The 23,662-nt window shown below is 53.0% G+C and carries 21 protein-coding genes; 11 read left to right on the top strand and 10 right to left on the bottom strand.

All coding sequences use genetic code 11. From position 1 onward, the window contains the following. Positions 1-25: 25 nt before the first annotated feature. Positions 26-994 carry a D-2-hydroxyacid dehydrogenase gene (locus tag ACTF58_RS03685; RefSeq protein WP_438990614.1) on the top strand — a complete coding sequence of 323 codons (969 nt, stop codon included), beginning with the start codon at positions 26-28 and terminating at the stop codon, positions 992-994. 68 nt (positions 995-1,062) lie between these two features. Here the strand turns inward: ACTF58_RS03685 and ACTF58_RS03680 are convergent, their stop codons facing one another. The 5 genes from ACTF58_RS03680 to ACTF58_RS03660 form a co-directional block, all read right to left on the bottom strand. Further along, complete coding sequence (locus tag ACTF58_RS03680; RefSeq protein WP_438990613.1) at positions 1,063-1,833, bottom strand: maleate cis-trans isomerase family protein; 771 nt, start codon at positions 1,831-1,833, stop codon at positions 1,063-1,065. Next, entirely contained in the window at positions 1,793-2,857 is a 1,065-nt protein-coding gene (locus ACTF58_RS03675) for a pyridoxal phosphate-dependent aminotransferase (RefSeq protein ID WP_438990612.1), read from the bottom strand. Before ACTF58_RS03675 ends, ACTF58_RS03680 begins: the two co-directional genes overlap by 41 nt. Beyond that, positions 2,854-4,506, bottom strand: coding sequence for a hydantoinase B/oxoprolinase family protein (locus tag ACTF58_RS03670; RefSeq protein ID WP_438990611.1), 1,653 nt, complete (start codon positions 4,504-4,506; stop codon positions 2,854-2,856). The genes ACTF58_RS03675 and ACTF58_RS03670 overlap by 4 nt, the downstream gene beginning before the upstream one ends. Then, positions 4,503-6,596 carry a hydantoinase/oxoprolinase family protein gene (locus ACTF58_RS03665; RefSeq protein ID WP_438990610.1) on the bottom strand — a complete coding sequence of 698 codons (2,094 nt, stop codon included), beginning with the start codon at positions 6,594-6,596 and terminating at the stop codon, positions 4,503-4,505. Before ACTF58_RS03665 ends, ACTF58_RS03670 begins: the two co-directional genes overlap by 4 nt. Before the next feature lie 132 nt (positions 6,597-6,728). Then, positions 6,729-6,926 (bottom strand): hypothetical protein, encoded by a 198-nt coding sequence (locus ACTF58_RS03660; RefSeq protein WP_438990609.1) that lies wholly within the window; start codon positions 6,924-6,926, stop codon positions 6,729-6,731. Positions 6,927-7,020: 94 nt separating this feature from the next. Here ACTF58_RS03660 and ACTF58_RS03655 point away from each other — a divergent pair, with 94 nt between their 5' ends. The 6 genes from ACTF58_RS03655 to ACTF58_RS03630 all read left to right on the top strand — a co-directional run bounded on the left by ACTF58_RS03655 (position 7,021) and on the right by ACTF58_RS03630 (position 14,039). After that, complete coding sequence (locus ACTF58_RS03655) at positions 7,021-8,037, top strand: LacI family DNA-binding transcriptional regulator (RefSeq protein ID WP_438990608.1); 1,017 nt, start codon at positions 7,021-7,023, stop codon at positions 8,035-8,037. Positions 8,038-8,157: 120 nt separating this feature from the next. Continuing rightward, entirely contained in the window at positions 8,158-9,024 is an 867-nt protein-coding gene (locus ACTF58_RS03650) for a flagellar motor protein MotB (protein WP_438990607.1), read from the top strand. Between the two features lie 94 nt (positions 9,025-9,118). Next, positions 9,119-10,420, top strand: a complete 1,302-nt coding sequence (locus tag ACTF58_RS03645) for a flagellar hook protein FlgE (protein WP_438990606.1) — start codon at positions 9,119-9,121, stop codon at positions 10,418-10,420. A gap of 57 nt (positions 10,421-10,477) precedes the next feature. Then, on the top strand, positions 10,478-11,935 hold the full coding sequence (gene flgK, locus ACTF58_RS03640; protein ID WP_438990605.1) for a flagellar hook-associated protein FlgK: 1,458 nt from the start codon (positions 10,478-10,480) through the stop codon (positions 11,933-11,935). Further along, on the top strand, positions 11,932-12,939 hold the full coding sequence (locus ACTF58_RS03635; protein ID WP_438990604.1) for a flagellin: 1,008 nt from the start codon (positions 11,932-11,934) through the stop codon (positions 12,937-12,939). Before flgK ends, ACTF58_RS03635 begins: the two co-directional genes overlap by 4 nt. 17 nt (positions 12,940-12,956) lie before the next feature. Next, the gene (locus ACTF58_RS03630) at positions 12,957-14,039 is read left to right on the top strand and encodes a flagellar basal body P-ring protein FlgI (protein ID WP_438990748.1); all 1,083 of its coding nucleotides are present in this window, start codon (positions 12,957-12,959) and stop codon (positions 14,037-14,039) included. A 3-nt stretch (positions 14,040-14,042) separates the two neighbouring features. On the opposite strand, the gene ACTF58_RS03625 is transcribed toward ACTF58_RS03630, so the two are convergent. Further along, on the bottom strand, positions 14,043-14,636 hold the full coding sequence (locus ACTF58_RS03625; protein ID WP_438990747.1) for a DUF1285 domain-containing protein: 594 nt from the start codon (positions 14,634-14,636) through the stop codon (positions 14,043-14,045). A 68-nt stretch (positions 14,637-14,704) separates the two neighbouring features. Between ACTF58_RS03625 and ACTF58_RS03620 the strand changes: the two genes are divergently transcribed. Genes ACTF58_RS03620 through ACTF58_RS03605 form a run of 4 tightly spaced genes read left to right on the top strand, consistent with a single transcriptional unit; the run spans position 14,705 to position 21,373 of the window. Further along, entirely contained in the window at positions 14,705-15,712 is a 1,008-nt protein-coding gene (locus tag ACTF58_RS03620) for an AAA family ATPase (protein ID WP_438990603.1), read from the top strand. Further along, positions 15,709-16,581: a DUF58 domain-containing protein gene (locus ACTF58_RS03615; RefSeq protein ID WP_438990602.1), complete on the top strand. Its 873-nt coding sequence runs from the start codon at positions 15,709-15,711 to the stop codon at positions 16,579-16,581. The genes ACTF58_RS03620 and ACTF58_RS03615 overlap by 4 nt, the downstream gene beginning before the upstream one ends. Continuing rightward, the gene (locus ACTF58_RS03610; protein ID WP_438990601.1) at positions 16,578-19,319 is read left to right on the top strand and encodes a DUF4159 domain-containing protein; all 2,742 of its coding nucleotides are present in this window, start codon (positions 16,578-16,580) and stop codon (positions 19,317-19,319) included. Before ACTF58_RS03615 ends, ACTF58_RS03610 begins: the two co-directional genes overlap by 4 nt. Further along, positions 19,316-21,373, top strand: coding sequence for a hypothetical protein (locus ACTF58_RS03605; protein WP_438990600.1), 2,058 nt, complete (start codon positions 19,316-19,318; stop codon positions 21,371-21,373). Before ACTF58_RS03610 ends, ACTF58_RS03605 begins: the two co-directional genes overlap by 4 nt. A gap of 2 nt (positions 21,374-21,375) precedes the next feature. Here the strand turns inward: ACTF58_RS03605 and fliP are convergent, their stop codons facing one another. From fliP to ACTF58_RS03585, 4 genes are all read right to left on the bottom strand, one after another. Beyond that, positions 21,376-22,113 carry a flagellar type III secretion system pore protein FliP gene (gene fliP, locus ACTF58_RS03600; RefSeq protein WP_438990599.1) on the bottom strand — a complete coding sequence of 246 codons (738 nt, stop codon included), beginning with the start codon at positions 22,111-22,113 and terminating at the stop codon, positions 21,376-21,378. Then, positions 22,113-22,403, bottom strand: a complete 291-nt coding sequence (locus ACTF58_RS03595) for a FliM/FliN family flagellar motor switch protein (protein WP_298802045.1) — start codon at positions 22,401-22,403, stop codon at positions 22,113-22,115. Before ACTF58_RS03595 ends, fliP begins: the two co-directional genes overlap by 1 nt. Further along, positions 22,396-22,995, bottom strand: a complete 600-nt coding sequence (locus ACTF58_RS03590; RefSeq protein ID WP_438990598.1) for a hypothetical protein — start codon at positions 22,993-22,995, stop codon at positions 22,396-22,398. Before ACTF58_RS03590 ends, ACTF58_RS03595 begins: the two co-directional genes overlap by 8 nt. Then, positions 22,992-23,662, bottom strand: a 671-nt coding sequence (locus ACTF58_RS03585) for a flagellar M-ring protein FliF C-terminal domain-containing protein (RefSeq protein WP_438990597.1), incomplete at its 5' end; no start/stop codon positions are given. The genes ACTF58_RS03590 and ACTF58_RS03585, both read right to left, overlap by 4 nt.

Here is a 23,662-nt window from a genome sequence, read left to right as displayed (position 1 = left end):
AAACACGAAGCACGGAGTGATCCATATGACCCGCACACCAACCGTCCTCTTGCATACGGATAATCCTGAGGAAGCACGTGGAGTTGTCGTAGCGGCACACCCTGACCTGAATGTAGAAATATGCGACAGCTACGCCTCTCTCCCCGATGCGATTGCCCAGCATTCACCTGAAGTTATATATTCAGTCCGTTTCGCGGGCACGTCAGGGTTTCCACGTGATGCCATTGTTGAGAGTGATGCGGTCAAGTGGCTATCAGTTGGCGGATCGGGCACAGATCACATCGCAAATTGGGACTCCACACGCCTAACCGTGACAAATGCGGCTGGGGTCGCTGCTGACATGATGGCAGAATACACTCTGGGCGCCATGTTACATTTTTCACTCGATATCGCTGGTTTTGCGAGAGCAAAAAATGCGCGCGAATGGGTTTCTGGCAAAGTGGCTCCAATCGCAGGACAATGCGTGCTCATCCTTGGTATGGGCCAAACAGGTCAAGCCATTGCAGAGCGGTGCACCTCAATGGGAATGCGCGTCTTGGGCGTCCGAGCCCGCCCCGCTCCAATGAACAACGTGGACGAAGTCTATGGTATTGACGCACTCCCTGACCTTTGGTCAAAAGCCGACTATATCGTGATTTGCGTCCCCCTGCTGAACAGCACGCGGGGAATGGTAGATGCACAAGCGATTGCATCCATGCACTCGAATGCCGTTGTCATTGACATCTCAAGAGGCGGCGTAACCAATCAAACAGCGCTTGCAGAAGCATTATCAAGCGGAAACCTCAAAGGCGCGGCCTTGGATGTTTTTGAGACCGAACCATTGCCCAAGGAAAGTCCGTTTTGGTCTCTCGAGAACGTCATTTTGACACCGCATTGTTCCTCCGTTTACGACGGCTGGCAGCTCAAATCTCTCAGTATGTTTTGCGAAAACCTGACACGTTACAGAAAAGGCGACACTCTTACGAATATCGTTAACCCTGACAGAGGGTATTAGACTGAATGAACTTAGCGATATTCAAACTATTTAGTAAACTGTGACGCTATGGTTTGAAACAGCGTCACTTAAAGCAAATCAAACAAAGCACCAGGCACAGCAGGATGCTTCGAAAAGCCCAATCTGCGCATTAATGCAAAGATCATTGCCTGATTGGACGCAACAACAGGCTTACCCAGCCTGTCTTCAATCCGCTCAATAGCCTCGACAGAGCGCATATCGGTGCATGACAGAACAATCGCTTGAGCATCAGGATGATCCGCTTGAATCGCAAGATCAAAGACCTCCTCTGGAGTTAGCTCTCCTTGACCATAATTGCCGAGCGCACGCCCAATGTCGGCCCGCTTTATCACTGTTATGCCCCCATCAGCCAAAAATGTGACGGCCTGATCATTGATTTCGCCTAAATACGGCGATGCAAAGCCAACCCGTGTCGCCCCCAAGGCTGTAATGCCCTCAACCAAAGAGCCCGCAGCCGTCAATGAAAGGGCACCTGCCCCAGCCTTGATTCGCGCAGCCAATTCGCTATCAAAACCAATGCCATGTGTCAGTGTTGCCGAAGTGCAGCCATAAAGAACCGCCGCAGGGCGCACACCAGAAAGCAAGCGCAAGGTCTCCGATATGTCAGAGGCGCCCAATCCTGCCATTTGTTCAGATCCGGGAATCTCGTCGACATCATACCCTCCCATACGGGCAAAGTGCATGGTGCAACCTGGTGGGCACATCGCCATCATATCGGGCTCAAGGTTACAGTTTGTAAACGGAACCAAAACCCCAATCTTCGGGCCACATCGTTCATTATTCATAAATAATTGCCTCCAACACATTCGCCACTGCATCCATCACTTCAGCTGTTCCTATCGTTGCGCGCAAACAAACCGGAAGCCCATACCCACCCATACTGCGTAGAATGTAACCCGCTTCTAACAAAGCGGCATTCGCACGATTGGCAACCTCGGCATCACGAAAAGATATCAGCACAAAGTTTGTATGGCTCTCAGGCACATTGAGGCCCGCTGCACGCACCCGAGCGGTAAAATCCGCTCTAATTTTTGCCGTTTGGTGGACAACGTCCTTCATGTGAGCATGATCCAGTATCGCAGCCGCCGCCATATCCTGACTGGTGGTTGAAATATTATTAGGGTTCATAAGCTTGCGCGTGTGTTCTGCAATGGCAGGGGGAAAATACCCCCAACCAACCCGCGCTCCTGCAAGGCCATAGGCTTTGGAGAACGTGCGCATCACAACCGTATCCCCCCGCGCAACCAAATCGAACACCGCGCTTTGATCTTGATCGTCAAATTCGCCATAAGCCTGATCAACAATCAGCAAAATGTTTGCACTCAAACTCTTTCGCAATCGCACAATATCCTCATTCGGAATGCGTGTTCCAGTCGGGTTCCCTGGATTGCATATAAAGACGATACGGGTCTTTTCGGTAACCTTATCCAACAATAAATCGACAGAAACTTTGAAGTTAGGCTCATCCGCGCGCACATAGCTCGCGTTGGCTTGCTGGCAAGCTGTCGAAACAAAAAGGTAGCCAAACTCCGTCCCCAGAACCTCATCCCCTGTTCCTGCAAAGGCTCGGATGACACAGCCAATAAGCTCCATAGAGCCTGCGCCACACAATATCTGATCAGAAGGCAGATCATGGACAAACGCGATTGCAGCACGCAACGCGTGCCAATCTGGATCAGGGTATTGTGTCCCATGCTCCAATCCAGCTTGCCCAGCCACCAACGCCTTTGGACTGACTAAAAATGCGCTTTCATTCTGGGCCAGAGATATAGCGTTGCTATTGCCCAGATCAGCCAAAGGGTAGCTTGCCATCGCAGCGACAGAAGGCACCGCGCGGATCATAGCTCAGCCCCATAATCACAACGCGCGCCATCTGGCGTCACCACACCGCAGGCAATGTCCTGTGCAAGCAAAGAAGCATCTCGCTTATGAGGGGCGCCAAAGCCCCCGCCCCCTGGCGTGTCAAAAATCAACCTTTCGCCTGGCTCCACACGCAATTCGCATTTGCCTGCAATATCAGCAGAACGCCCTTCAACCTGAATACGTCCAACAGCCCCCGCCAATCCGCCAGCTCTGCCAGCGGCTGGGTTGTGAAGCCTTTCAACCGAGAGAAATACAAGAAACGGCTCATCAACAGCTGATGTCATTTCTATGCGCTGGCCTAGCCCGCCTCTGAACTGCCCAGCACCACCGGAATCTGGCAGCAATTCACGCTTCCAAATCATAACAGGCGCAGTGGCCTCGGTAATTTCGACCTGACTGCCAAAGACACCCGATGGAAAAGCTGTCGCGGACAGCCCGTCCAACATGGGGCGTGCACCCGTTCCGCCGTTGTGAACCAACTCTACGGCAAATTCTCGACCTCCGTTACGGGCCGCATCGGCGGTATGCCGCATAGGTAAGTCATACATACAAGACGCACCTTCAGCCGGAACTTGCTCTGGGAGAGCCTGATGCAAACACCCAAGCACAAGATCCGGCGTCATTTGCCCCAATGTATGGCGCATAGCAACAGGTGCAGGGCGCTGCGCGTTCAGGATACAATCCGTTGGCCCCGTGACAACGAAAGGCTCAAGCGAGCCTGCATTATTCGGGATATCTGACCCAATGATACACCGCATCGCAAATACAGAATACGCGGTCGCATAATTGATAGGCACATTTATCCCCTTGGAAGAGCAGCCAGATGTTCCCTCAAAATCCAAATGTAACCGGTCCGCAGTAACCGTTAGCTTTGCCTTAAGGGTAAGCGGCGTCTCATAGCCATCCATAATCATTTCATTGAGATACACACCAGCAGGAACCTTTGAGATCGCGTCCAAAGTCCCCCGTTTTGAAGTCGTAATGATATAGTCAGACAAATCGTCAAGCGTCTCCAGCTCATAATCAGTCATCATCTGCACAAGTCGATCCGCTCCCGCTTCGCAACAGGCAATCAAAGCATATATGTCGCCCTCATTTGCAATAGGTTCGCGCGAATTCGCGCGCACGATCTCCATTAACAAAGCGTTAACCTCACCCTGATCTACAAGTTTGCAAGGCGGGATCAGCAAGCCTTCATCATAAATATCAGACCCTTCTGGCCCCATTCCAAGTCCGCCCAAATCGACCAGATGTGACGTGCAGGATGTATATCCAATCACGCGACCCGATTTGAACACCGGCATCATCAACAAGAAGTCATTAAGATGACCAGAGGCCAACCAAGGATCATTCGTCATATAGATGTCGCCTGGCTGCATGGATTGTGCGGGAAAGCGTTCCCGCAGAGTTTTGACAGCTTCGGCCATTGTATTGATATGGCCGGGGGTGCCCGTGACAGCCTGCGCAAGCATCTGACCCTGTGCATCAAATATACCGGCTGAAATATCGCCACATTCTCGAACAATGGGTGAAAATGCAGCGCGAATTAGTGTCTGGCCTTGCTCTTCAACGACAGCAAGCAACCTGTTCCACATAACCTGTAAACGAGCGGGAGAAATATTGGTCATGATATCACCTCACGATTGAGAATAAGGTTGCTGCGCGCATCAACGAGAAGCGTAAAATCGGCCCCTACAAAAGTGGTTGTTTGAGGCTCCACCACCAATGCAGGCCCCTTAAACGTGTCTCCAGGGACAAGGTCCTTGCGATGAACAAACCCAGCATCAAGGTGACGCGCGTGAACGTCACAAAAAATTTGTCTGTGCTCTTTAGGGATAATCTCTCGTCTGGACGGCTCCGACATCTGCAAGACATCACGCCCTGTTATCGTGGCAATATGAACAGACCAATTGAGTATCTCAATCACCATTCCCGGGACGGGGCGGGAAAACTGCCGCGAATATGCTTTTTCAAATGCGGCTGCCAGCAGGGCTAGATCGTTCACCGTCAAGGCGCGATCTGGCAGGGCAATTTCAATTTCATGACCCTGTCCATGATAGCGCATATAAGCGATCCGACGCGTTTCAATTTCTGATGTTGCATCGCCTTGCCGCACGACGCTGAGCGCTTCAGCACACATACTCTCAAACATTGTGTTGATGCCGTCCAAGTCAATCGTTTGAAGCATTGCGTAACGGCTACGCACAATTTCAAAAGAAACGGGCGCAAAGAGAAAACCAACCGCCGAGCCCACTCCCGGGTTTGCAGGGACAAGGATACGATCAATCCCTGCACTGCGAGCCACACGACAGGCGTGCAGAGGTCCATTTCCGCCAAATGCGATCATCGTGCGCGGCCCCAAGTCTTTACCCGATTCAACCGCATGGGTGCGACCTGCACTTGCCATACTCTCATCTACAATTCGACTGACACCATCACCTGCCCCAAAAGCGTCTAGGCTCAGAGGCTCTCCGATACAGGCCGTGAGAGCCGCTCTCGCTGCGGCAACGTCAATTTGAAACTGACCTTCAGCAAATGTCTCAGCTTGAATGTAGCCAAGGGCAATATCGGCATCACTCACAGTTGGCTCTACCCCACCACGCCCAAAGGCGACAGGGCCCGGCTCAGACCCAGCACTCTTTGGCCCAACAGTCAGACGGCCGAGTCTATCCACACCCGCAATAGAGCCACCGCCTGCGCCAATTTCGATCATCTCGATAACAGGAATCCGCACGGGCATACCCGAACCCTTAATAAAGCGTGCGGCGCGGCCAATCTCGAACTGCCGCGAGCTTTGGGGCTGGGCATTGTCAATCAGGCAGAGCTTAGCGGTTGTGCCTCCCATGTCAAAAGACAACACCTCATCCAAACCGCTTTCGGCGGCAATATGAGCAGCTAAAATAGCTCCCCCCGCCGGACCGCTTTCAACGAGACGGATAGGAAACTGCGCGGCCGTTTTAAGGGTGGTCATACCCCCACCTGCCGTCATCATCAGGATGGGACACGTCAGACCTTCGGCGACAAAGCGCGCCTCAAACGCGTCAAGATAGCGTGACATCATTGGCTGGATGTAAGCATTTGCAATGGTAGTGCACAGACGATCAAACTCGCGCGCTTCTGGGCTGACTTCTGCACTGATCGAAATCACCAGATCCGGTCGGGCCGCATGAAGCAAATCGCGAAGCTGTTTTTCGTGGGCGGGGTTCGCGTAAGAGTGCAAAAGACAAATCGCAACCGCATCAGCGCCCGTCGAATCCAACTGCCTAAGAAGCTTGGGCAGACATTGCCCATCCAACGCTTCAATCACGTCACCAGCAGCAGACATCCGTTCAGGAACGGTTAAACAACGATCCCGCGTAACCAGTAGATCGGTCTTTTCAATATTGATGTCGTATTGGCTGTACCGACGCTCATAAGCAATTTCGAGTATATCCCTAAAGCCTTGCGTCGTGATGGTTGCGACCCGTGCGCCCCGCTTTTCAATCAGCGCATTGGTTGCAAGCGTGGTTCCATGAATAAAACCCGCAACATCCCCAATCCGCGCTTTCGCCGCTTCAAGCGCTCGCTTAGCGCCCTGCATAGCCCCCTCAGCAGGGTTTTCATGAGTTGTCAGTGTCTTGGTAGAGGCGATTACGTTATCGTTTTTATCGACAATAACGGTGTCAGTGAACGTTCCACCAATATCAGTGGCGAGACGGAGTGTTGGAATATGTGTCATTCAGGATATCCAGTAAATGGTTTGAATCTATCAAGAATTCCCCATTCCTACCTGATACCAGATCACACCCCGTTTGCCGGCGCATCATCGGGTTTCGCACCCAAGCAAAGGCTCGTTTATTTGTCAGCATTGTTAAACTTCTCTAAACCAAGCAAGCACACCAGCCCGATAGCTTAATTTCAACTGCGTTTCAGCGCACCAAAGCCCGCCAAAATATTCATTGCATGACACAAACGCTCCACCATTTTTGCGCCCCTCGTTATATGTATTGAGGCCATAATATTTTTCACTGTCAAGCTTTGCTTTTGCGTTGAAGCGCCGCGAAATCATGTCCCCTTATTCCAAGACCCATCCAAACACGCTTGCGGGGGGGGCGCTGGTTGCGCTAGCATTGAGGTGCACAAAGGCGAGGATTTTGACCGTGATGAAGCGCAGTGTTCGGCCTCTGACACTCAGAGATGTTTCGGAGGCCTCTGGTGTTTCAGAGATGACCGTGAGCCGCGTTTTGCGCAACAGGGGCGATGTTTCAGATGCCACACGAGAGAAAGTGCTCGCAGCGTCAAAGCGGCTTGGCTATGTGCCCAACAAGATTGCTGGTGCGCTGGCCAGCCAGAGGGTGAACCTTGTGGCGGTGATTATCCCTTCAATGAAGAATATGGTTTTTCCTGAAGTGTTGTCGGGCATCACCAGCATTCTTGAAGACAGCGACTTGCAACCTGTTGTCGGAATCACCGATTATTTGCCCGAGAAAGAAGAGAAGGTGCTTTATGAAATGCTTTCATGGCGGCCTTCAGGTGTGATCATTGCTGGGCTGGAGCATTCCGACAATGCGCGCGCTATGCTGGCCGCCTCGGGCATTCCGGTTGTCGAGATTATGGATGTGGACGGCGAGCCAGTCGACACGGCTGTCGGCATCAGTCACCGCGCGGCGGGGCGCAAGATGGCAGAAGCTATTGTCGCTGCGGGACACAAGCGGATCGCATTTCTAGGCACAAAGATGCCGCTTGATCACCGCGCGCGGAAGCGCTTTGAGGGCTTTACGCAGGCGCTTGCCAAGGCGGGGATCGAGATAGCCGATCAGGAGTTTTATTCGGGTGGCTCGGCCTTGGCGAAGGGGCGCGAGATGACCAAGGCGGTGCTTGAGCGCACGCCTGATCTGGATTTTATCTACTATTCCAATGACATGATCGGGGCGGGCGGTTTGCTTTACTGCCTTGAAGCGGGGATTGATGTGCCAGGACAGATCGGCTTGGCCGGGTTCAACGGCGTTGAACTATTGCAAGGTTTGCCCAAAATGCTGGCGACAATGGATGCCTGCCGTGCCGAGATCGGCCAGAAGGCCGCGGAGATTATTCTTGCGCGCTCTGCGGATGAAGCTGTGAGCTTTGATGAAAAGATCGTCCTGACACCACGTATTGCGCCTGGAAACACAATGCGCTGAGGCGGCAAGGGGTGCCTTAATTAGGCCGTTATAGATCATAGGAATGCCTTGTTTTGTTAAGGCACCAGTAAGAGTTCTGGCTTAGCTCTGAAGGTGGGTGAGTAAAACAAGGTGGTGAAGATGAGCGCGCAGAGCAATTTGGCGCCAGTCATCATCAAGAGAAAGAAGAAAGTTGTAGGCGGCGGGCATCATGGTGGTGCTTGGAAGGTTGCTTATGCGGACTTCGTGACGGCTATGATGGCCTTTTTTCTCTTGATGTGGCTGTTGAATGCAACAACAGAACAGCAGCGGAAAGGCGTCGCTGATTATTTCAGCCCCACTGTCCCAATCGCGCGGATTTCGGGCGGGGGAGACGGAAACTTTGGCGGTGAGTCTGTTTTTTCGGAGATGACCCTGCCTCAAAACGGCACTGGGGCAAGCAGCCTACACACCGCAGAGTCGCGACAGGCCCGAGGCGAAATGGGTATGACTGCGAATGGAGAGAATGCCACATCCGAAAAGGGAGGCGATCTGGAAGCCGAAGAAGCTTATCGAAAGATCGAAGACGCCTTAATGGGTATCGGTGGCGAGAGTATCGTTGAGAAAGACACTCTAAAACACATCATTACACGCGTGACAGACGAAGGCATGATCATTGAGATCTTCGACCTCGAGAACCTCGCTCTCTTTGAAGACAACAGTGACACTCCGACCAGTGTTTTGATCGATTTGGCAGATGTCATTGCGCGAGTGTCTGGGCTTGTTGAAAATGATATCGCGATAGGAGCGCATATGCGAGCCGCACCGGTCGTTCTTGCGGACAACCCTGTCTGGAGCCTGACAGCAGAGCGCGCCAACAAGATGCGCGAAATGCTAGAAGACCGTGGGTTAGCACGAACTCGGTTTATGCGGCAAACGGGCCACGCGGATAAATCGCTCGCTGTGAGAAATCCTATGGCTGTGCGTAACAACCGTTTGGAAATTGTCTTACTGAGATCCGACCGCTGAAACTCTTTTCAATTTTAGATGTTAGCCCAGTGTTAAGTGTGACGCGTTAAGACTGTTGCTCAACAAGCGTTTGATGCAGCAGAAAGGCGTATCCATGACAATTTCCTCTTCTCTCAATGCCGGTGTCGCAGGCCTTACAGCCAATGCGACACGGCTCGCGGCAATTTCGGACAATATCGCCAATTCGGCCACATATGGTTACAAACGGATGGAGGCAGACTTTCATTCGATGGTGATCTCCTCAACAGGCGGAACATATTCCGCCGGCGGGGTGCGCTCGACAACACAACGTCTGATTAGCGAACGCGGCGCGCTTGTGGCCACATCAAACCCAACAGATATCGCTGTCCGCGGAAACGGTTTTTTGCCCGTGGCAAGAGATTCAGAGATCAACACAGGCAATGGCCAGTCCCAAATGCTGCTCGCCACGACTGGCTCGTTCCGAACAGATTCTAACGGCTACCTGCGCAGCGAAGCGGGCCTCGTCCTATTGGGTTGGCCTGCTCTGCCTGATGGCAGCATCCCAACCTACCCACGCGATACAACGGACGGGCTCAAGCCCGTCCAGATTAACGTCAACCAGTTCACAGGCGAGCCAACGACCAAAATTGACCTTGGCGTCAACCTGCCCGCAACCGAGACAGAAGCCGGAGCAGCTGGGGCGCCCTCAGAGCTTTCGATTGAGTATTACGATAATATGGGCACCTCCGAGAGCGTCTCAATTTCATTCTCTCCCTCTGTGCCTGCAACGGGCGTCTCCAACGAATGGACAATGACGATCACTGACTCCGCCACTCCGGGAACAGTGATTGGCGAATACACGCTGACCTTTGACGACAGCCGCACAGCAGGAGGCACATTGGAGTCCGTCGCAACCATTACAGGCGGAGCTTATGATCCGCTGACAGGCGCGCTCGAAGTCACAGTGGCGGGCGGCCCAATGACGCTCAATATTGGCGAGGTCGGAACGTCTGACGGCCTCACACAGCTCTCAGATACCTTTGCACCAGTTTCGATCTCGAAAGATGGGACACCGGTTGGGAACATGACCTCTGTAGAAGTGGATCAAAACGGTTTCGTCCACGCCTTCTTTGACACTGGAATTACCAAAACAATCTACCAAATCCCGATGGTCTCCCTGCCCAATCCAAACGGAATGGTTGCACTGGACCAGCAAACATATTTGCCATCTCCACAAAGCGGATCCTATTTTCTATGGGATGCAGGCGATGGGCCAACAGGCGATATCGTGGCTTTTGCTCGAGAAGAATCAACGACAGATGTCGCAGGCGAACTGACCGCGATGATCGAGACCCAGCGCGCCTATACTTCAAACGCAAAAGTCATCCAAACTGTTGATGAAATGCTGCAAGAGACGGCCAATATCAAACGATAAACGTAAGGCGTGCGGTATGAAGCCGCGCGCCTGTCTGTGCATTTTCAAGGTGGTGATATGTCTTTATCCGGAGCACTTTCCAATGCGATCAGCGGCCTAACCGCAGCGACACGCTCGGCGCAGATTGTCTCGTCAAATATGGCCAATTCCATGACAGATGGATATGGTCGGCGTGACGTAGAATTGCAATCACAAGACGCGCGTGGCGGAGGTGTGAAGGTCCTTGGAACGGTTCGACACCGTCAGCCAGCACTTGTTGCAGAAATGCGCGATGCAAATTCCAATCAGGCAGCCCAAGAAACCATCTCAACCTTTCAAAAAAAGCTTGAACAGCTTGTTGGCACGCCAGATTTAGCTAGTTCTCTGACCGCCAGAATGGCCCGATTTGAGGCCGCTCTGGTCTCAGCAATCAGCCGTCCAGATCTCTCTGGGCGCCTTGATCAGGTCGTGCGCGAAGCTAGTTCGATTTCTGAATCGCTCAATACGACAAGCCAGGGCATACAGGATATGCGTGTAGCGGCGGATCGAAAGATCCACTCAGCCGTTGAGCTTTTGAACACGAAGCTTTCGCAGGTTCAGGAACTCAACGTCCAAATTGCTGGTGGTTCTACAGCCAAGCGCGATGTATCCGCCCTCGTTGATTACCGAGAAAGTCTGATCACCGAAATTGCAAGTTTTGTTCCCGTCAAAGAAATGCAACGCCCCAATCAAGGCATAGCGCTCTATACTCAGGGTGGCGCACTTCTTTTAGATGGGGCGGCTGCAGAAATTTCTTACACGAATGCCCACACAATAGTGCCCCATATGACGATTGACGCGGGCCATCTGTCAGGCATTGCAATCAACGGCGTCGATATCTCATTGAGCGCTCAGAATAGCCCCCTGCGCGGTGGAGAGCTCGCAGCCCTCTTTCAAATAAGGGATGATCTCGCTGTTAACGCTCAATCAGAGCTTGATGCCCTCGCGCGGGATCTGACGGAACGGTTACAAGCGCCGGGGCTTGATCCCACATTAGCGCCTGGATCACCTGGGTTGTTTACAGATGCGGGCACTCTTTTTGAGGCTTCAAATGAAGTAGGGATCGCTCGGCGCATAACAGTAAACCAAATAGTCGATCCAGACCAAGGCGGAGCGAGCTGGCATTTGCGAGACGGGTTTGGTGCCGCAACAATTGGTTCGGTCGGAGATGCCTCCTTGCTTCAGGCATTTTCCACGTCTTTCAATGCCTCTCAGAGCCTGTCATCAGGCAGCTTTAGCGCTCAATCTGCATCAGCTTCGGACTTGGCAAGCTTAGTGGCAGGTAAATTCGGCGCACAACGTTTGAGCGCCGAGCAAGATCTGACGTTTGCCGCCGTTCGGGCAGCCGAAACGAAGCAGTTTTTGTTAAACGACGGCGTCGACTCTGACCAAGAGATGCAAAAGCTCATGCAGATCGAGCAAGCTTACGCAGCAAATGCCCGTGTTTTGCAAACCGTTGACGATATGATGAATGTATTGATGGGGGCCATAGGATGAACTCGGTTTCTATAGGTGACATGGCGCAGTCTTTCCATTTGCGCCGCCAAAACGCTGAGCTCAAGACCGAGATGATGCGGCTAACCAGCGAACTTTCGAGCGGGAAAGTGCAAGATGTAATGAAACATCTGGGTGGGGATTTAAATTACCTCACCGATATAGAACGCAGCCTTCAAATGAACAGCGTCTTTACCAGATCAGCCCATGAAGCTGCTGGCTTTTCTGCGGCAATGCAATCCAGCCTGAGCTATCTGCAGCAAAGCATCAGCGACATGAGTTCTGATATTTTGGGGCTTGGAGACGGCTCAAACACTTACACAGACACTCATCTTGCGCTCAAAGGGCAGGCGGTGGTTGAGGGTTTGGTATCCACTCTCAACACTTCAGTAGCTGGCCGCGCGTTATTTTCAGGCAGCGCAACAGACCGCACCACATTGGCAAGTGCCGATATAATACTAAATGATCTTCGAGCCGCACTGACAGGGCAAGTCACAGTGGCAGACATCGAAACAGCGATGAATGATTGGTTCGGATCTGGCGGCGGTTATGAAACCGTGGCCTATACAGGCGGAACAAGCCATATGTCGGCCTTTCACTTAGGCGATGGCGAACGCGTTGACCTCAAAATTAAAGGCGATGACGCTGCCTTTAAAATTACGCTTAAATCTGCAGCAATGGCAGCGCTTTCCGCCGATCCCGCACTGGTGCTGTCAGACGAAACACGTGCGGCTATGCTTGACCGCGCAGGTGAAATAAGCCTTAACGCCGTCGACAGCCTGACAGTGACGCGCGCCGCTCTGGGCCATGCTGAAGCTCGGATCGAAGATGCGAGCATCCGCTTGACAGCTCAAAACACCAGCCTTGAAATCGCTCGAACAGAGCTGCTCTCTGCCGATCCATACGATACAATCGTAAAGCTGGAAGCAACGCAGTTCAGACTGGAAAGTTTATATACAGCAACAGCAAAACTCTCACAGCTTTCCCTTGTGGGATTTTTAAGATGATGAGACTGTTGATCATTATGCTGGCCAGTTTGAGCCTATCAGGGGCCGTTCAGGCCAGCGAGGTCCGGATTAAGGATCTCGTCGAATTTGATGGTGTTCGCGGAAATGATTTAATAGGTTATGGCCTTGTTGTTGGTCTGAATGGCACAGGCGACGGGATACGAAACGCCCCCTTCACCGAAGAAATCATGTCAAATATTCTAGAACGCCTCGGCGTCAACGTCAGTGGTGAGCAATACCGCCCCAAGAACGTTGCTGCCGTTTTCGTCACTGCCGAGCTACCTGCTTTTGCGCGGGCGGGTGGGACAATTGATGTCAATGTTTCAGCCATTGGTGATGCCAAAAGCTTGATGGGCGGCACACTGATCATGACGCCGCTCAATGCTGCGGATGGACAGATTTATGCCGTTGCGCAAGGCACAATTATTGCCGGGGGTGCCGCTGCAGAAGGGGAGGCTGGTGGCGTTGTGAAAGGCGTTCCAACGGCTGGTGTGATACCCTCCGGCGCACGGGTAGAGCGTGAGATCGAGTTTGAGCTTTCTTCGCTGAGCACTTTGAGGCTGGCTTTACGCGAAGCCGATTTCACAACGGCAGGGCGGATTGAAAATGTAATCAACAAAAACTTCGGTAAGCGCGTGGCGGTGATGCTTGATTCTGGAACCGTCCAAATCAATATCCAAGCCACAGGACGGCGCTCAACAGCGCACGCTATCGGCGAGATTGAAAACATTATGGTGCGCCCTGAACGTCGTGCGCGTGTTGTCGTGGATCAACGCTCTGGAACCATTGTGATGGGTGAAGATGTGCGAATTTCTCGCGTTGCCGTCAGCCAGGGCGGCTTGACCTTACGTATTCAAGAAGCACCGGTTGCTGTTCAGCCCAACCCTTTTGCAGAGGGGGAAACAGTCATCGTGCCGCGCACCAATGCTGCGATTGAAGACGAACCGGGGATCAATCTTGCCGAAGTGCCTGACGGGACAACCCTTTCGGAGGTCATTTCAGGCTTGAATGCACTCGGAGTCAAACCACGCGACATGATCGACATTTTGAAGAGCATTAAAGCCGCAGGCGCGCTCCATGCCGAGTTCGTCGTACATTAGTTTCTACTCGACTAACTCAGCCGATGGGATAATTGGAAAAAACACGCCGTCTGACCAAAGGCCAAACCAGTCGGCTCCCTCATGGTGCTCCGATGTTCCTATCTCAACAAGACGATAAAAGCTCTTACGGTCAATAAGAGCATCAAGATTGGCTCGAATGCGGACATATGGCGAAGGCTCGCCTGTCACTGGGTCTCGTTCGACACGAATGGGCACATTCGGGCCCGCTTGGGCTTTATCACCAACATTTGTTGTGAAGCTAAGAGATTGGGTCTGGCCTGCACCGGTCGCTTCAAAGTCGACGGCAACGAAAGGCGCATCTTCAACTGTAATTCCAACTTTCTCAACTGGCGTCACTAAAACATAGGCGTCGCCGTCCTTGCGTAAAATCGTAGAAAAGAGCCGCACCAGTTCAGGGCGGCCAATCGGAGTTCCCATATAAAACCACGTGCCGTCACGGGCGATGCGCATATCAAGATCGCCACAGTGCGGCGGATTCCAAAGGTGAACAGGCGGAAGGCCGCGCCCCTTTGCAGCGGCCCGCGCAGAAGCCGCAATACTTTCAGCACTTGGGTTCACGGTATTTTGTCCGCTCATTGATTTTGCCATTTGTAAGTTTCTGTTTAGACTGAGACCAAACGTAGTGTTTCATTTGGAGAATTGCCATGGGCGATGCAGACAATTTGCTTGCAGAGATCGAGACCCTCGAGGAAAGACTGTCTGCAGCAAAGGCAGAAATCACACGCCGTTTCATTGGCCAAGAACGCGTTGTCGATCTGACACTCTCAGCTCTTCTCTGCGGTGGACACGGACTTCTCATTGGGTTGCCAGGCTTGGGCAAAACACGACTTGTCGAAACACTCGGAACCGTGATGGGCCTTGATAGCAAACGTGTCCAATTCACGCCTGATCTAATGCCAGCGGACATTCTTGGATCTGAAGTTCTTGAGACAGATCATGATGGAAGCCGTGCCTTCAAGTTTATTGAAGGTCCTGTATTCTGCCAGCTTCTGATGGCAGATGAAATAAATCGCGCGAGTCCAAGAACGCAATCTGCGCTTTTGCAAGCGATGCAAGAGCAGCAAGTCAGTGTATCTGGGCGAGCCCGCGATTTGGCAAAGCCCTTCCATGTTCTGGCGACACAAAACCCCATTGAGCAGGAAGGGACTTATCCGCTGCCGGAAGCGCAGTTAGACCGCTTTCTCCTGCGGATTGACGTTGGTTACCCTGATCTGGAAACTGAGCGGCAAATTTTGCTCGCGACAACAGGCCCGACGGAAGGGACGGTTCAAAATATCTTCTCCGCGGAAGACCTTCTAGCGGCTCAAGCGGTTTTGCGCCGTATGCCCGTTGGAGAAGACATTATGGAAAGCATTTTGGAACTTGTTCGGGCCTTTCGACCAGACGAGCCAAATGCGTCTGAGCGTGTCCGCGAAACTGTGGCTTGGGGGCCTGGCCCACGTGCAAGCCAAGCTTTGATGTTGACGGTTCGCGCGCGCGCTTTGTTGCATGGGCGGTTGGTGCCTGATGCATCAGACGTGATTGCTATGGCAAAACCAGTCTTGAAACATCGCATGGCCCTTAACTTTGCAGCCCTTGCGCGTGGGGAAAGCCTGGACAGCTTGATTGAGGCCGAGATCGCCCAGAGTGCGCGCCTGAAAGACGCCGCATGAGTGAGGCGCGGCCTCTACGCAGCCGCGCTGAAGCGACAACGGCCAACTTCGCCGCGCTCTTGGTGCGTGCCGAACAATTGGCGGCGGCTGTAATTCCTGGTGGGCATGGGCGGCGGCGTGCGGGCAGTGGAGATGACTTCTGGCAGTATCGACCCGTTCAGCTGGGCGATACTTTGCGCATGGTTGATTGGCGGCGCTCAGCACGCTCAGATGCACAGTTTGTGCGCCAAAAAGAATGGCAAATTTCACAATCGGTGTTCTTTTGGGTGGATCGAGCGCGCTCCATGCAGTTTTCAAGCGCTCCAAATCTACCCGAAAAGATAGATCGCGCGCAGCTTCTGAGCCTTGCTGTGGCGATTTTGCTCTCACGGGGAGGAGAGCAAATCGGTCTATCTGGTGAAAACCTGCCGCCGCGCGCAGGCGCAAAGCAGCTCCAGAGATTTGCAGAGTTTCTGACTGACCTGAAAACAGAAGATTACGCAGCACCACAGTTTGAGACGATAAAAAAGAACGCTTTCTGTGTTTGTGTATCGGATTTTTTGGGTGACATTGAAAAAATTGAAAAAACTCTACTGGAAGCTGCAACCAAAGGCGCACGTGGAGTTTGCGTGCAAATTCTGGATCCTGCGGAAGAAAGCTTTCCATTTCGAGGCCGCTCGGTTTTTGACTCAGTTGGAGGAACCATGCGTCATGAAACCTTGCAAGCAGCAGACCTGAGTGCCCGCTATTTGGAGCGATTGGCAGCACGCAAGGCGCGCCTGAAGCAAATATGCCGTCAAACAGGTTGGACCTTTTACAGCCACCACACGAACACACCGGCCCAGTCAGCTGTGATGTGGCTACACACCATGATTGAAGGTCCAAAATGAACATTGGTCCGTTATTCTTTACCGCGCCCTACCTTCTCCTAGGGTTGTTGGCACTTCCTATCTTGTGGGTATTGTTACGAGCAGTGCCCCCAGCACCAATACGGCGTTTGTTTCCGGCTGTGTCACTCTTGATCGGCCTCAAGGATAATGACAGCAGTTCGGACCGCACCCCTTGGTGGCTTCTGTTGCTGCGGACACTTGCTGTTGCAGCAGTCATTATTGGACTGGCAGGGCCCGTGTTTAATCCAAACAGCAAAACCAAAGAGAGTCGTGAGCGACTGCTGGTTGTGTTGGATGCTAGCTGGGCAAGCGCTCATGATTGGCAAAGTCGGCAGGGTTTTTTGGCCCGCGTATTAAAGGAGGCTGCAGCTGAGAGTCGAACCGTTGCACTCATGAAGACGACACGTCCAGAAGACACAGTGTTTCAACCGGCACAGGTTTGGGAGCGGCGCTTGGCAGGCTTGCAACCTGAAGCTTGGGAAATGACAACCTCAGGCGCCTTCGAGGCGAAATTACCTCAGGGGCGCTTTGACACGCTTTGGGTCAGTGACGGTGTGGCGAGGGAAAGCCGTAGCGACCTTCTGGCTCTACTCGAAACGCGCGGAGTGGTTACAGTCGCGGAAGGTTCAGCGCCTTTGTATGCCTTATCTTTTTCACCTCAAAAAATGAACGGCATTCAACTCACCGTCCATAACCTTAAAAAGACAGGGGCGCGTGATCTTGTGGTGCAGGCCATTGGCCCTGATCCTGCTGGTGTCGAGCGTATCCTAGATGAGATAAACATAAGGCTTGATGCTGGTGTCCAAGAAACCAATGTCGAGTTTGATTTGCCTTTAGAGTTACAAGCGCGCGTGAACCGCTTTTCAATCAAAGGACAAGCACAGGCGGGCGCCGTTGTGCTGGCAGATGACAGCTTACGCCAGCGTAACATTGCGCTTGTGGATGCGCGGAAAAACCGAGAGGGCCTCGAATTGTTATCGCCACTTCACTATTTAAATAAGGCGCTTGTAACTTCATCAAACCTGAGCTTCGGCAGCCTTGATGATATTTTGCTGGCGCCCCCTGACGTTGTGATCATGGCAGATGTGGCCGAGCTGACAGACGCAAATGAAACAGCGCTGATTGAATGGGTGACCGCGGGTGGCCTCTTGGTGCGCTTTGCGGGTCCACGGCTTGCCGCCAGCGAAGTGAGCCGCGCCACAGAGCATCCACTACTGCCTGTAAGACTTCGGGCAGGAGGACGTTTTGTCGGAGGCGCGATGAGTTGGGGAGAGCCCAAATCGCTTGCACCTTTTGACCCCGACTCGCCATTCTTCGGGTTGAGTATTGCTGAAGACCTAAAGGTAACAGCACAAGTTGTCGCCCAACCCGACCCACAACTGGCAGACCGCGTTATCGCCCAGTTAAGTGATGGAACGCCCCTTGTCACACGCAAAGCGCTTGGTCAGGGGGAGGTCGTTTTATTCCATATCTCAGCCAATGCCGAGTGGTCCAATTTACCGCTTTCTGGGCTTTTTGTCAGAATGCTTGAAAGGCTGTCTGTTGCCCGCTCAACAACCTCTCTGGATCAAGAAGAAATGGTTGGAACACTCTGGAAACCGTTAAAAACGCTCGACGCTTTTGGGCAATTGCAAGACGCACAAAACCTGAGCAGCGTAACCGGCGACGCGCTGTTAAACAACCAAGTCGGGCCTGACCTGATCCCCGGGCTATATGAAGGGCCAGGACGGCGCGTAGCAAAAAATGTGATCGACACAGATCGCCGCCTTGAGCGCGCAAGCTGGCCGCCACAAATCGAGAAAACAAGCTTTGACGGCCAAACAGAACAAGCCTTGGGCGGGCCGCTTTTTGGCTTCGCTCTCCTGCTTCTGGCCCTTGATATTTTGGCAACGTTATTTTTGTCGGGTCGCTTGCGTCAGCCTATTGTCACCCTGATTGCCCTTGCGCTATTGGCGACAGCAGACACGACAGAGGCACAGGAAACCGCAAAATCTATCAGCGCGACGCGCGAGATCGCCTTGGCCCATGTGCTCACAGGAAACAGAGGCATAGACGATATGGCGCTTGCGGGCCTTGCGGGGCTGTCAAACACCCTCTTTTTCAGAACCTCCATTGAGCCAGAGCCGCCACACTCTGTTGATCTGGAGCGCGATGAGATTGCTTTTTATCCGTTGCTATATTGGCCCATAACCCCCGATCAAAACACACCATCACAAGCCGCATATCTCAAACTCAACTCTTATTTGCGGGCCGGCGGAATGATTTTGTTTGATACACGTGACTCAAATGTTGCGAAGTTTGGCGCCGCAAGCCCTTCAGGACAAGCGCTGCGCAGACTGGCCGCCCAACTTGATATCCCCGAGCTTGAGCCAGTGCCAGAGGATCATGTCCTAACGCGAGCCTTTTATCTGCTGCAAGACTTCCCAGGTCGGCACATGGGCCATGATGTCTGGGTTGAAGCCTCAACCGTCGAAGCGGTGCAGGCAGAAGGAATGCCCTTTCGAAACCTGAACGACGGTGTCAGCCCAGTTGTGATTGGCGGCAACGATTGGGCCGCGGCTTGGGCCGTCGATCGACGCGGCGCACCTCTTGTGCCGGTAGGCCGCGGCCTTGCAGGCGAGCGGCAACGGGAGATGGCTTTTCGCTTCGGAGTCAACCTTGTGATGCACGTACTCACAGGAAACTACAAATCAGATCAAGTGCACGTGCCCGCACTGCTTGAAAGGCTGGGACAATGAGCTGGGATATTGTGTTTGTTCCACTGTTGAGCTGGCCGATCTTGTCGATTTTAGGTCTGCTATCGGGAGTGGCGATTGGCTTTGCCATCTGGCGCAGACTTGCGGGGGCTTGGCAGAGGTCCTTAGCGGCTGCTCTTGTGCTTCTCGTGCTAACCGGACCGGTTTTAGAACGGGAAGAACGCAAAGCGCTGAACGATATTGTCTTTGTTCTAAGCGACCGCAGCTCCAGCCAAAAACTGGGCGCTCGTGCAGAGCAAACAAACCGTGCAGAAGCAGACATTTTGCAAAAGCTGCAAAGGCGCCCCAATACAGATATCCGCGAAATTCGTGTTGGCGACGGAGCAGACGACACAGGCACGCGCGCCTTAACTGCGTTGACAACGGCTCTGGCCAAAGAACCTCAAAGCCGTGTTGCTGGCGCTATTCTCATCAGCGATGGCTTGGTGCATGACATTGAGACAATGCCACAGATGCCCGCGCCTGTGCATTTGCTCATGACGGGGTCTCCCACAGACTGGGACCGCCGTTTGACAGTTGAGAATGCACCAGCTTTCGGAATTATTGGCGAGCAAATCGAGCTAACGATACGGATCGAAGACCAAGGTGCTGTGCCTGTTGACGAAGGCTTTACACAGCTCTCAATTTCGGTGGGTGCAGAAGAGCCAATTCGCTTTGACGTTCCGATTGGCCGCGACATCTCCTTGCCTGTGAGCCTACCACACGCTGGACGAAATGTGATCAAGTTTGACCTCCCCGAAACTGCAGGCGAACTGACCACACGCAACAATTCATACGTGCTTGAGATAAACGGCGTGCGAGATCGTTTGCGCGTTTTGTTGGTTTCTGGCGAGCCTCACGCAGGAGGCAGAACTTGGCGCAATCTTTTGAAGTCTGATAGCTCCGTTGATCTTGTTCACTTCACCATTCTACGCCCGCCGGAAAAACATGATGGCGTGCCCGTCGGAGAGCTTTCGTTGATTGCCTTTCCGACGCGCGAACTCTTTATTGAAAAGATCCAGGATTTCGATCTGATCATCTTTGACCGCTATAAGCGGCGGGGTATTTTGCCGTCTGAATATCTCGAAAACGTTCGCAACTATGTCGAAACAGGCGGCGCGGTCTTGTTTGCCGCAGGGCCTGACTTTGCCTCGGCAGACAGTTTGTATCGTTCGCCATTGGGGCCAATTGTTCCTGCACGCCCGACGGCGCGTGTGATTGAACAAAAATTCCAACCAAAAGTGACACCAACAGGACAGCGTCACCCTGTGACACGTGGATTGGGCGGGAAAACCGCAGCAGATTCCGACTGGGGCAGCTGGATACGACAAATCGAACTCGCAGACGTCACTGGTGATATATTGATGGAGGGGTTTGAAGAAAAGCCGCTCTTGGTATTGGACCGTGTCGGCGAGGGCCGTGTGGCTTTGCTCGCGTCTGATCATGCTTGGCTTTGGGCGCGAGGTTATGAAGGTGGCGGCCCACAACTCGAACTCCTACGACGCTTATCACATTGGATGATGAAAGAACCCGACCTTGAGGAGGAAGCCCTTTTGGCAGAAGCCACGGAAGGCGGCCTCAAGATCACGCGTCGCAGCTTACACGACAAACCAGATGCAGTGACAGTGACTCACCCGTCAGGGGAAACGAGCGAAGTAATTCTAAAGGAGGTAAGCGCCGGCCTCTTTGAGGGGCTTCTACCCGCCAGTGACGCAGGGTTATACCGCCTGGAAGACGGCGCATTGGCATCTGTTGCCGGCTTAGGCCCCGCCTCATCACGAGAGTTTGCAAACACGATTGCGAGCGCCGAGATTTTGGCCCCATTTGTAGAGGCAAAGCGAGGCGGTATATTTGGAATTGAAGAGCCCCTTCCCAGCTTGCGAAACATCCGTGAAGGGCGCAATGCCGCGGGTGCAAGCTGGCTGGGGCTGACCCCACGGGGTGCTTACGAAACCGTTGGACTCAAACAATCTGCCCTGATGCCGCCCTGGCTGGCTCTTCTCGTATTCTCCGCATTTATCGTCTTTGGATGGTTGCGCGAAGGTCGCAAGCGTTGAGGTCAAAAATAACTGCGCACAAGCCCTTCCGTCAACAGACGCCAACCGTCAGCCAATACAAAGAATGAAAGTTTGAAAGGTAGCGCCACAACAGCAGGGGGCACCATCATCATCCCCATCGACATCAGGATCGCTGCCACCACGAGATCAATAATCAGGAACGGAATAAATATAAGAAATCCGACTTGAAATGCGCGCGCCACCTCCGAAAGCATAAAGCTCGGGACCAAGACAGAGAGAGGCGCGTCAACATTCGGGCTAAGCGAAGCCATCTCGGGGCGCAGCGAAGCGATAGACGCAAATGTTTCAGGATCAATACGCCCCAGCATAAAGCTGCGAAACGGGTCCGCCACCTTAGGAAAAGCTTCAGCCATCGTCAGCTCTTCTCGGGTAAGCGGCTCAATGCCTTCGGTCCAAGCCTGCATAAATACCGGCTCCATAATGAAATACGTCAAAAACATTGCAAGGCTCACCAGAAGCATATTCGGGGGCGACTGCTGAAGCCCGATGGCCTGACGAAGGATAGATAAAACCGTCACTAAAAATGGAAAACACGTTACCATAATTGCCAAACCGGGAGCCACACTCAGCACGGTAATCAACAATATCAGCTGGACCGAACGGCCAGAAAGCGAAGCCCCTTCCCCAAGAGATACACTCAACTCTTGCGCGACGCCCGGGCCAGCCGTGACCAAGCAGAGGCTCGCAACAAGAGCAATCAGAAAACCAGGCTTATTCATCAGACAAACGGCTTTCCGGATTCGGCAATTTCCGTAATGCGAACAGCCAGTTGCCCGGCTTCGTCGCCGTCCAACTCCTGAAGCTCGCCCCGCGCAACAAGCCGATCGCCGACGAAAAGCTCGACGGGGTCGTCGATCCGCGTATCCAATGGCAGAACGGCATCCTCGCTCAGCGTGAGCAAGTCGCGAATAAGTGGCCTTGCACGCCCCACTGAAACTGTCATTTCGATCGGAACCGTAGAAAAAAGCCCGCCGCTTTCCGGCTTGGGCGCATCAAATGTATCAGCCATTGAGTGGCTCCCCTTTTATGCTTTCAAAATAATTATGAATAAGGCTGCGCGCCTGAGTGGCAAAATGTGCCACATCAATTTCGCGCTCGACCTCCGAGAACTTCAGAGTAATTTGATCCGTGGTCAGCCGGTCATCCGGCACAACAGATACGGAAAGACTTAGCCCATCAGGCAAAGCCGATTGCACCATATTCCGTCGACTCGGATGGCAGCTGACGAGCAGTTGAGTGCCCGCGTGTGAGCGGGCCAGCGCTGTTACCTCTGCGCCAAGTTTTTGCCCCAAACTGTCGCTTGCAAGGTCTGGCAGTGTTGTTTCCACAAGCTGGCGCACCAAAGGCTCTATCGAGCGGACAAGCGCAGAATAGGCTTCATGGTATGTGAAGGATAGATCGTTCAAGTTTTGGGCAAAAGCTTCACTCAAAGCTGCTCCAGACTGTTCCGCAGCTGCGGTGCAGTCATCCCATCCTGCTTTATAACCGCGCTCAAAAACAGCAAGTTCGTGATCAGTTCTCTGATCATCAGCGCTTTGCCCCAAGACGTCTTCAGGATTAATCTCTTCGAATGTTTCGAGCAGATGCGAGATGCTCATCACGCCTTCTCCTCTTTATTTTCGAGCCAGTTTTTCAATATTTGCACTGTCTCATCCTGCCGTTCTGCGATCAGATTGCGCAGGCGCTCAACGGGATCCTCTTCAGAAGAGCTAGAAATATCTGCAAGCGAGTTGCCAGCAGAAAAATCAACAGCCCCAATGCCCTCCCCATCATCCGCAATCTCGCCATTGAGCGGCTCAACCCCCATAGGGGTGTAACCAATGCTCTGAGAGGCAGCGGCAGCCACGACTGGGGCAGGCTTTGTGAGAATCGGGCGTAGCACAAACAGGCCCAAAACAAGCGAAACAAGCGCAAGAACACCCATCTGAATCAGCGACATAGCATCAAACGCCATCTTACTCATAAAGGAAGAGCTGGCCTCGGTTCCTAAGGTATCAAGGGGTTGGAATTGAAGCGACTTAAGCGTGATGACATCCCCCCGCGCTTCGTCAAAGCCAACGGCCGAAGACACAAGCTCTTGCAGGGCAGCCAGCTCTTCTGCCGAGCGGGGTTCAAAGACTGTTTGGCCCTCTTCATTTGTGGCTTCTGTTCCATTGACCAAAACCGCAACGCTGAGCCGCTTGACGGCGCCCGCAGCACGCGTGATTTCTCGCAAGGTTTCGGAGACTTCATAGTTTACACGCTCGCGTGTCTCGGTGTTTTGGCTTG

The sequence above is a fragment of the Lentibacter sp. genome, from assembly GCF_965657785.1.
Lineage (GTDB): Bacteria > Pseudomonadota > Alphaproteobacteria > Rhodobacterales > Rhodobacteraceae > Lentibacter.
This window is presented reverse-complemented; position numbering and strand designations above follow the sequence as displayed.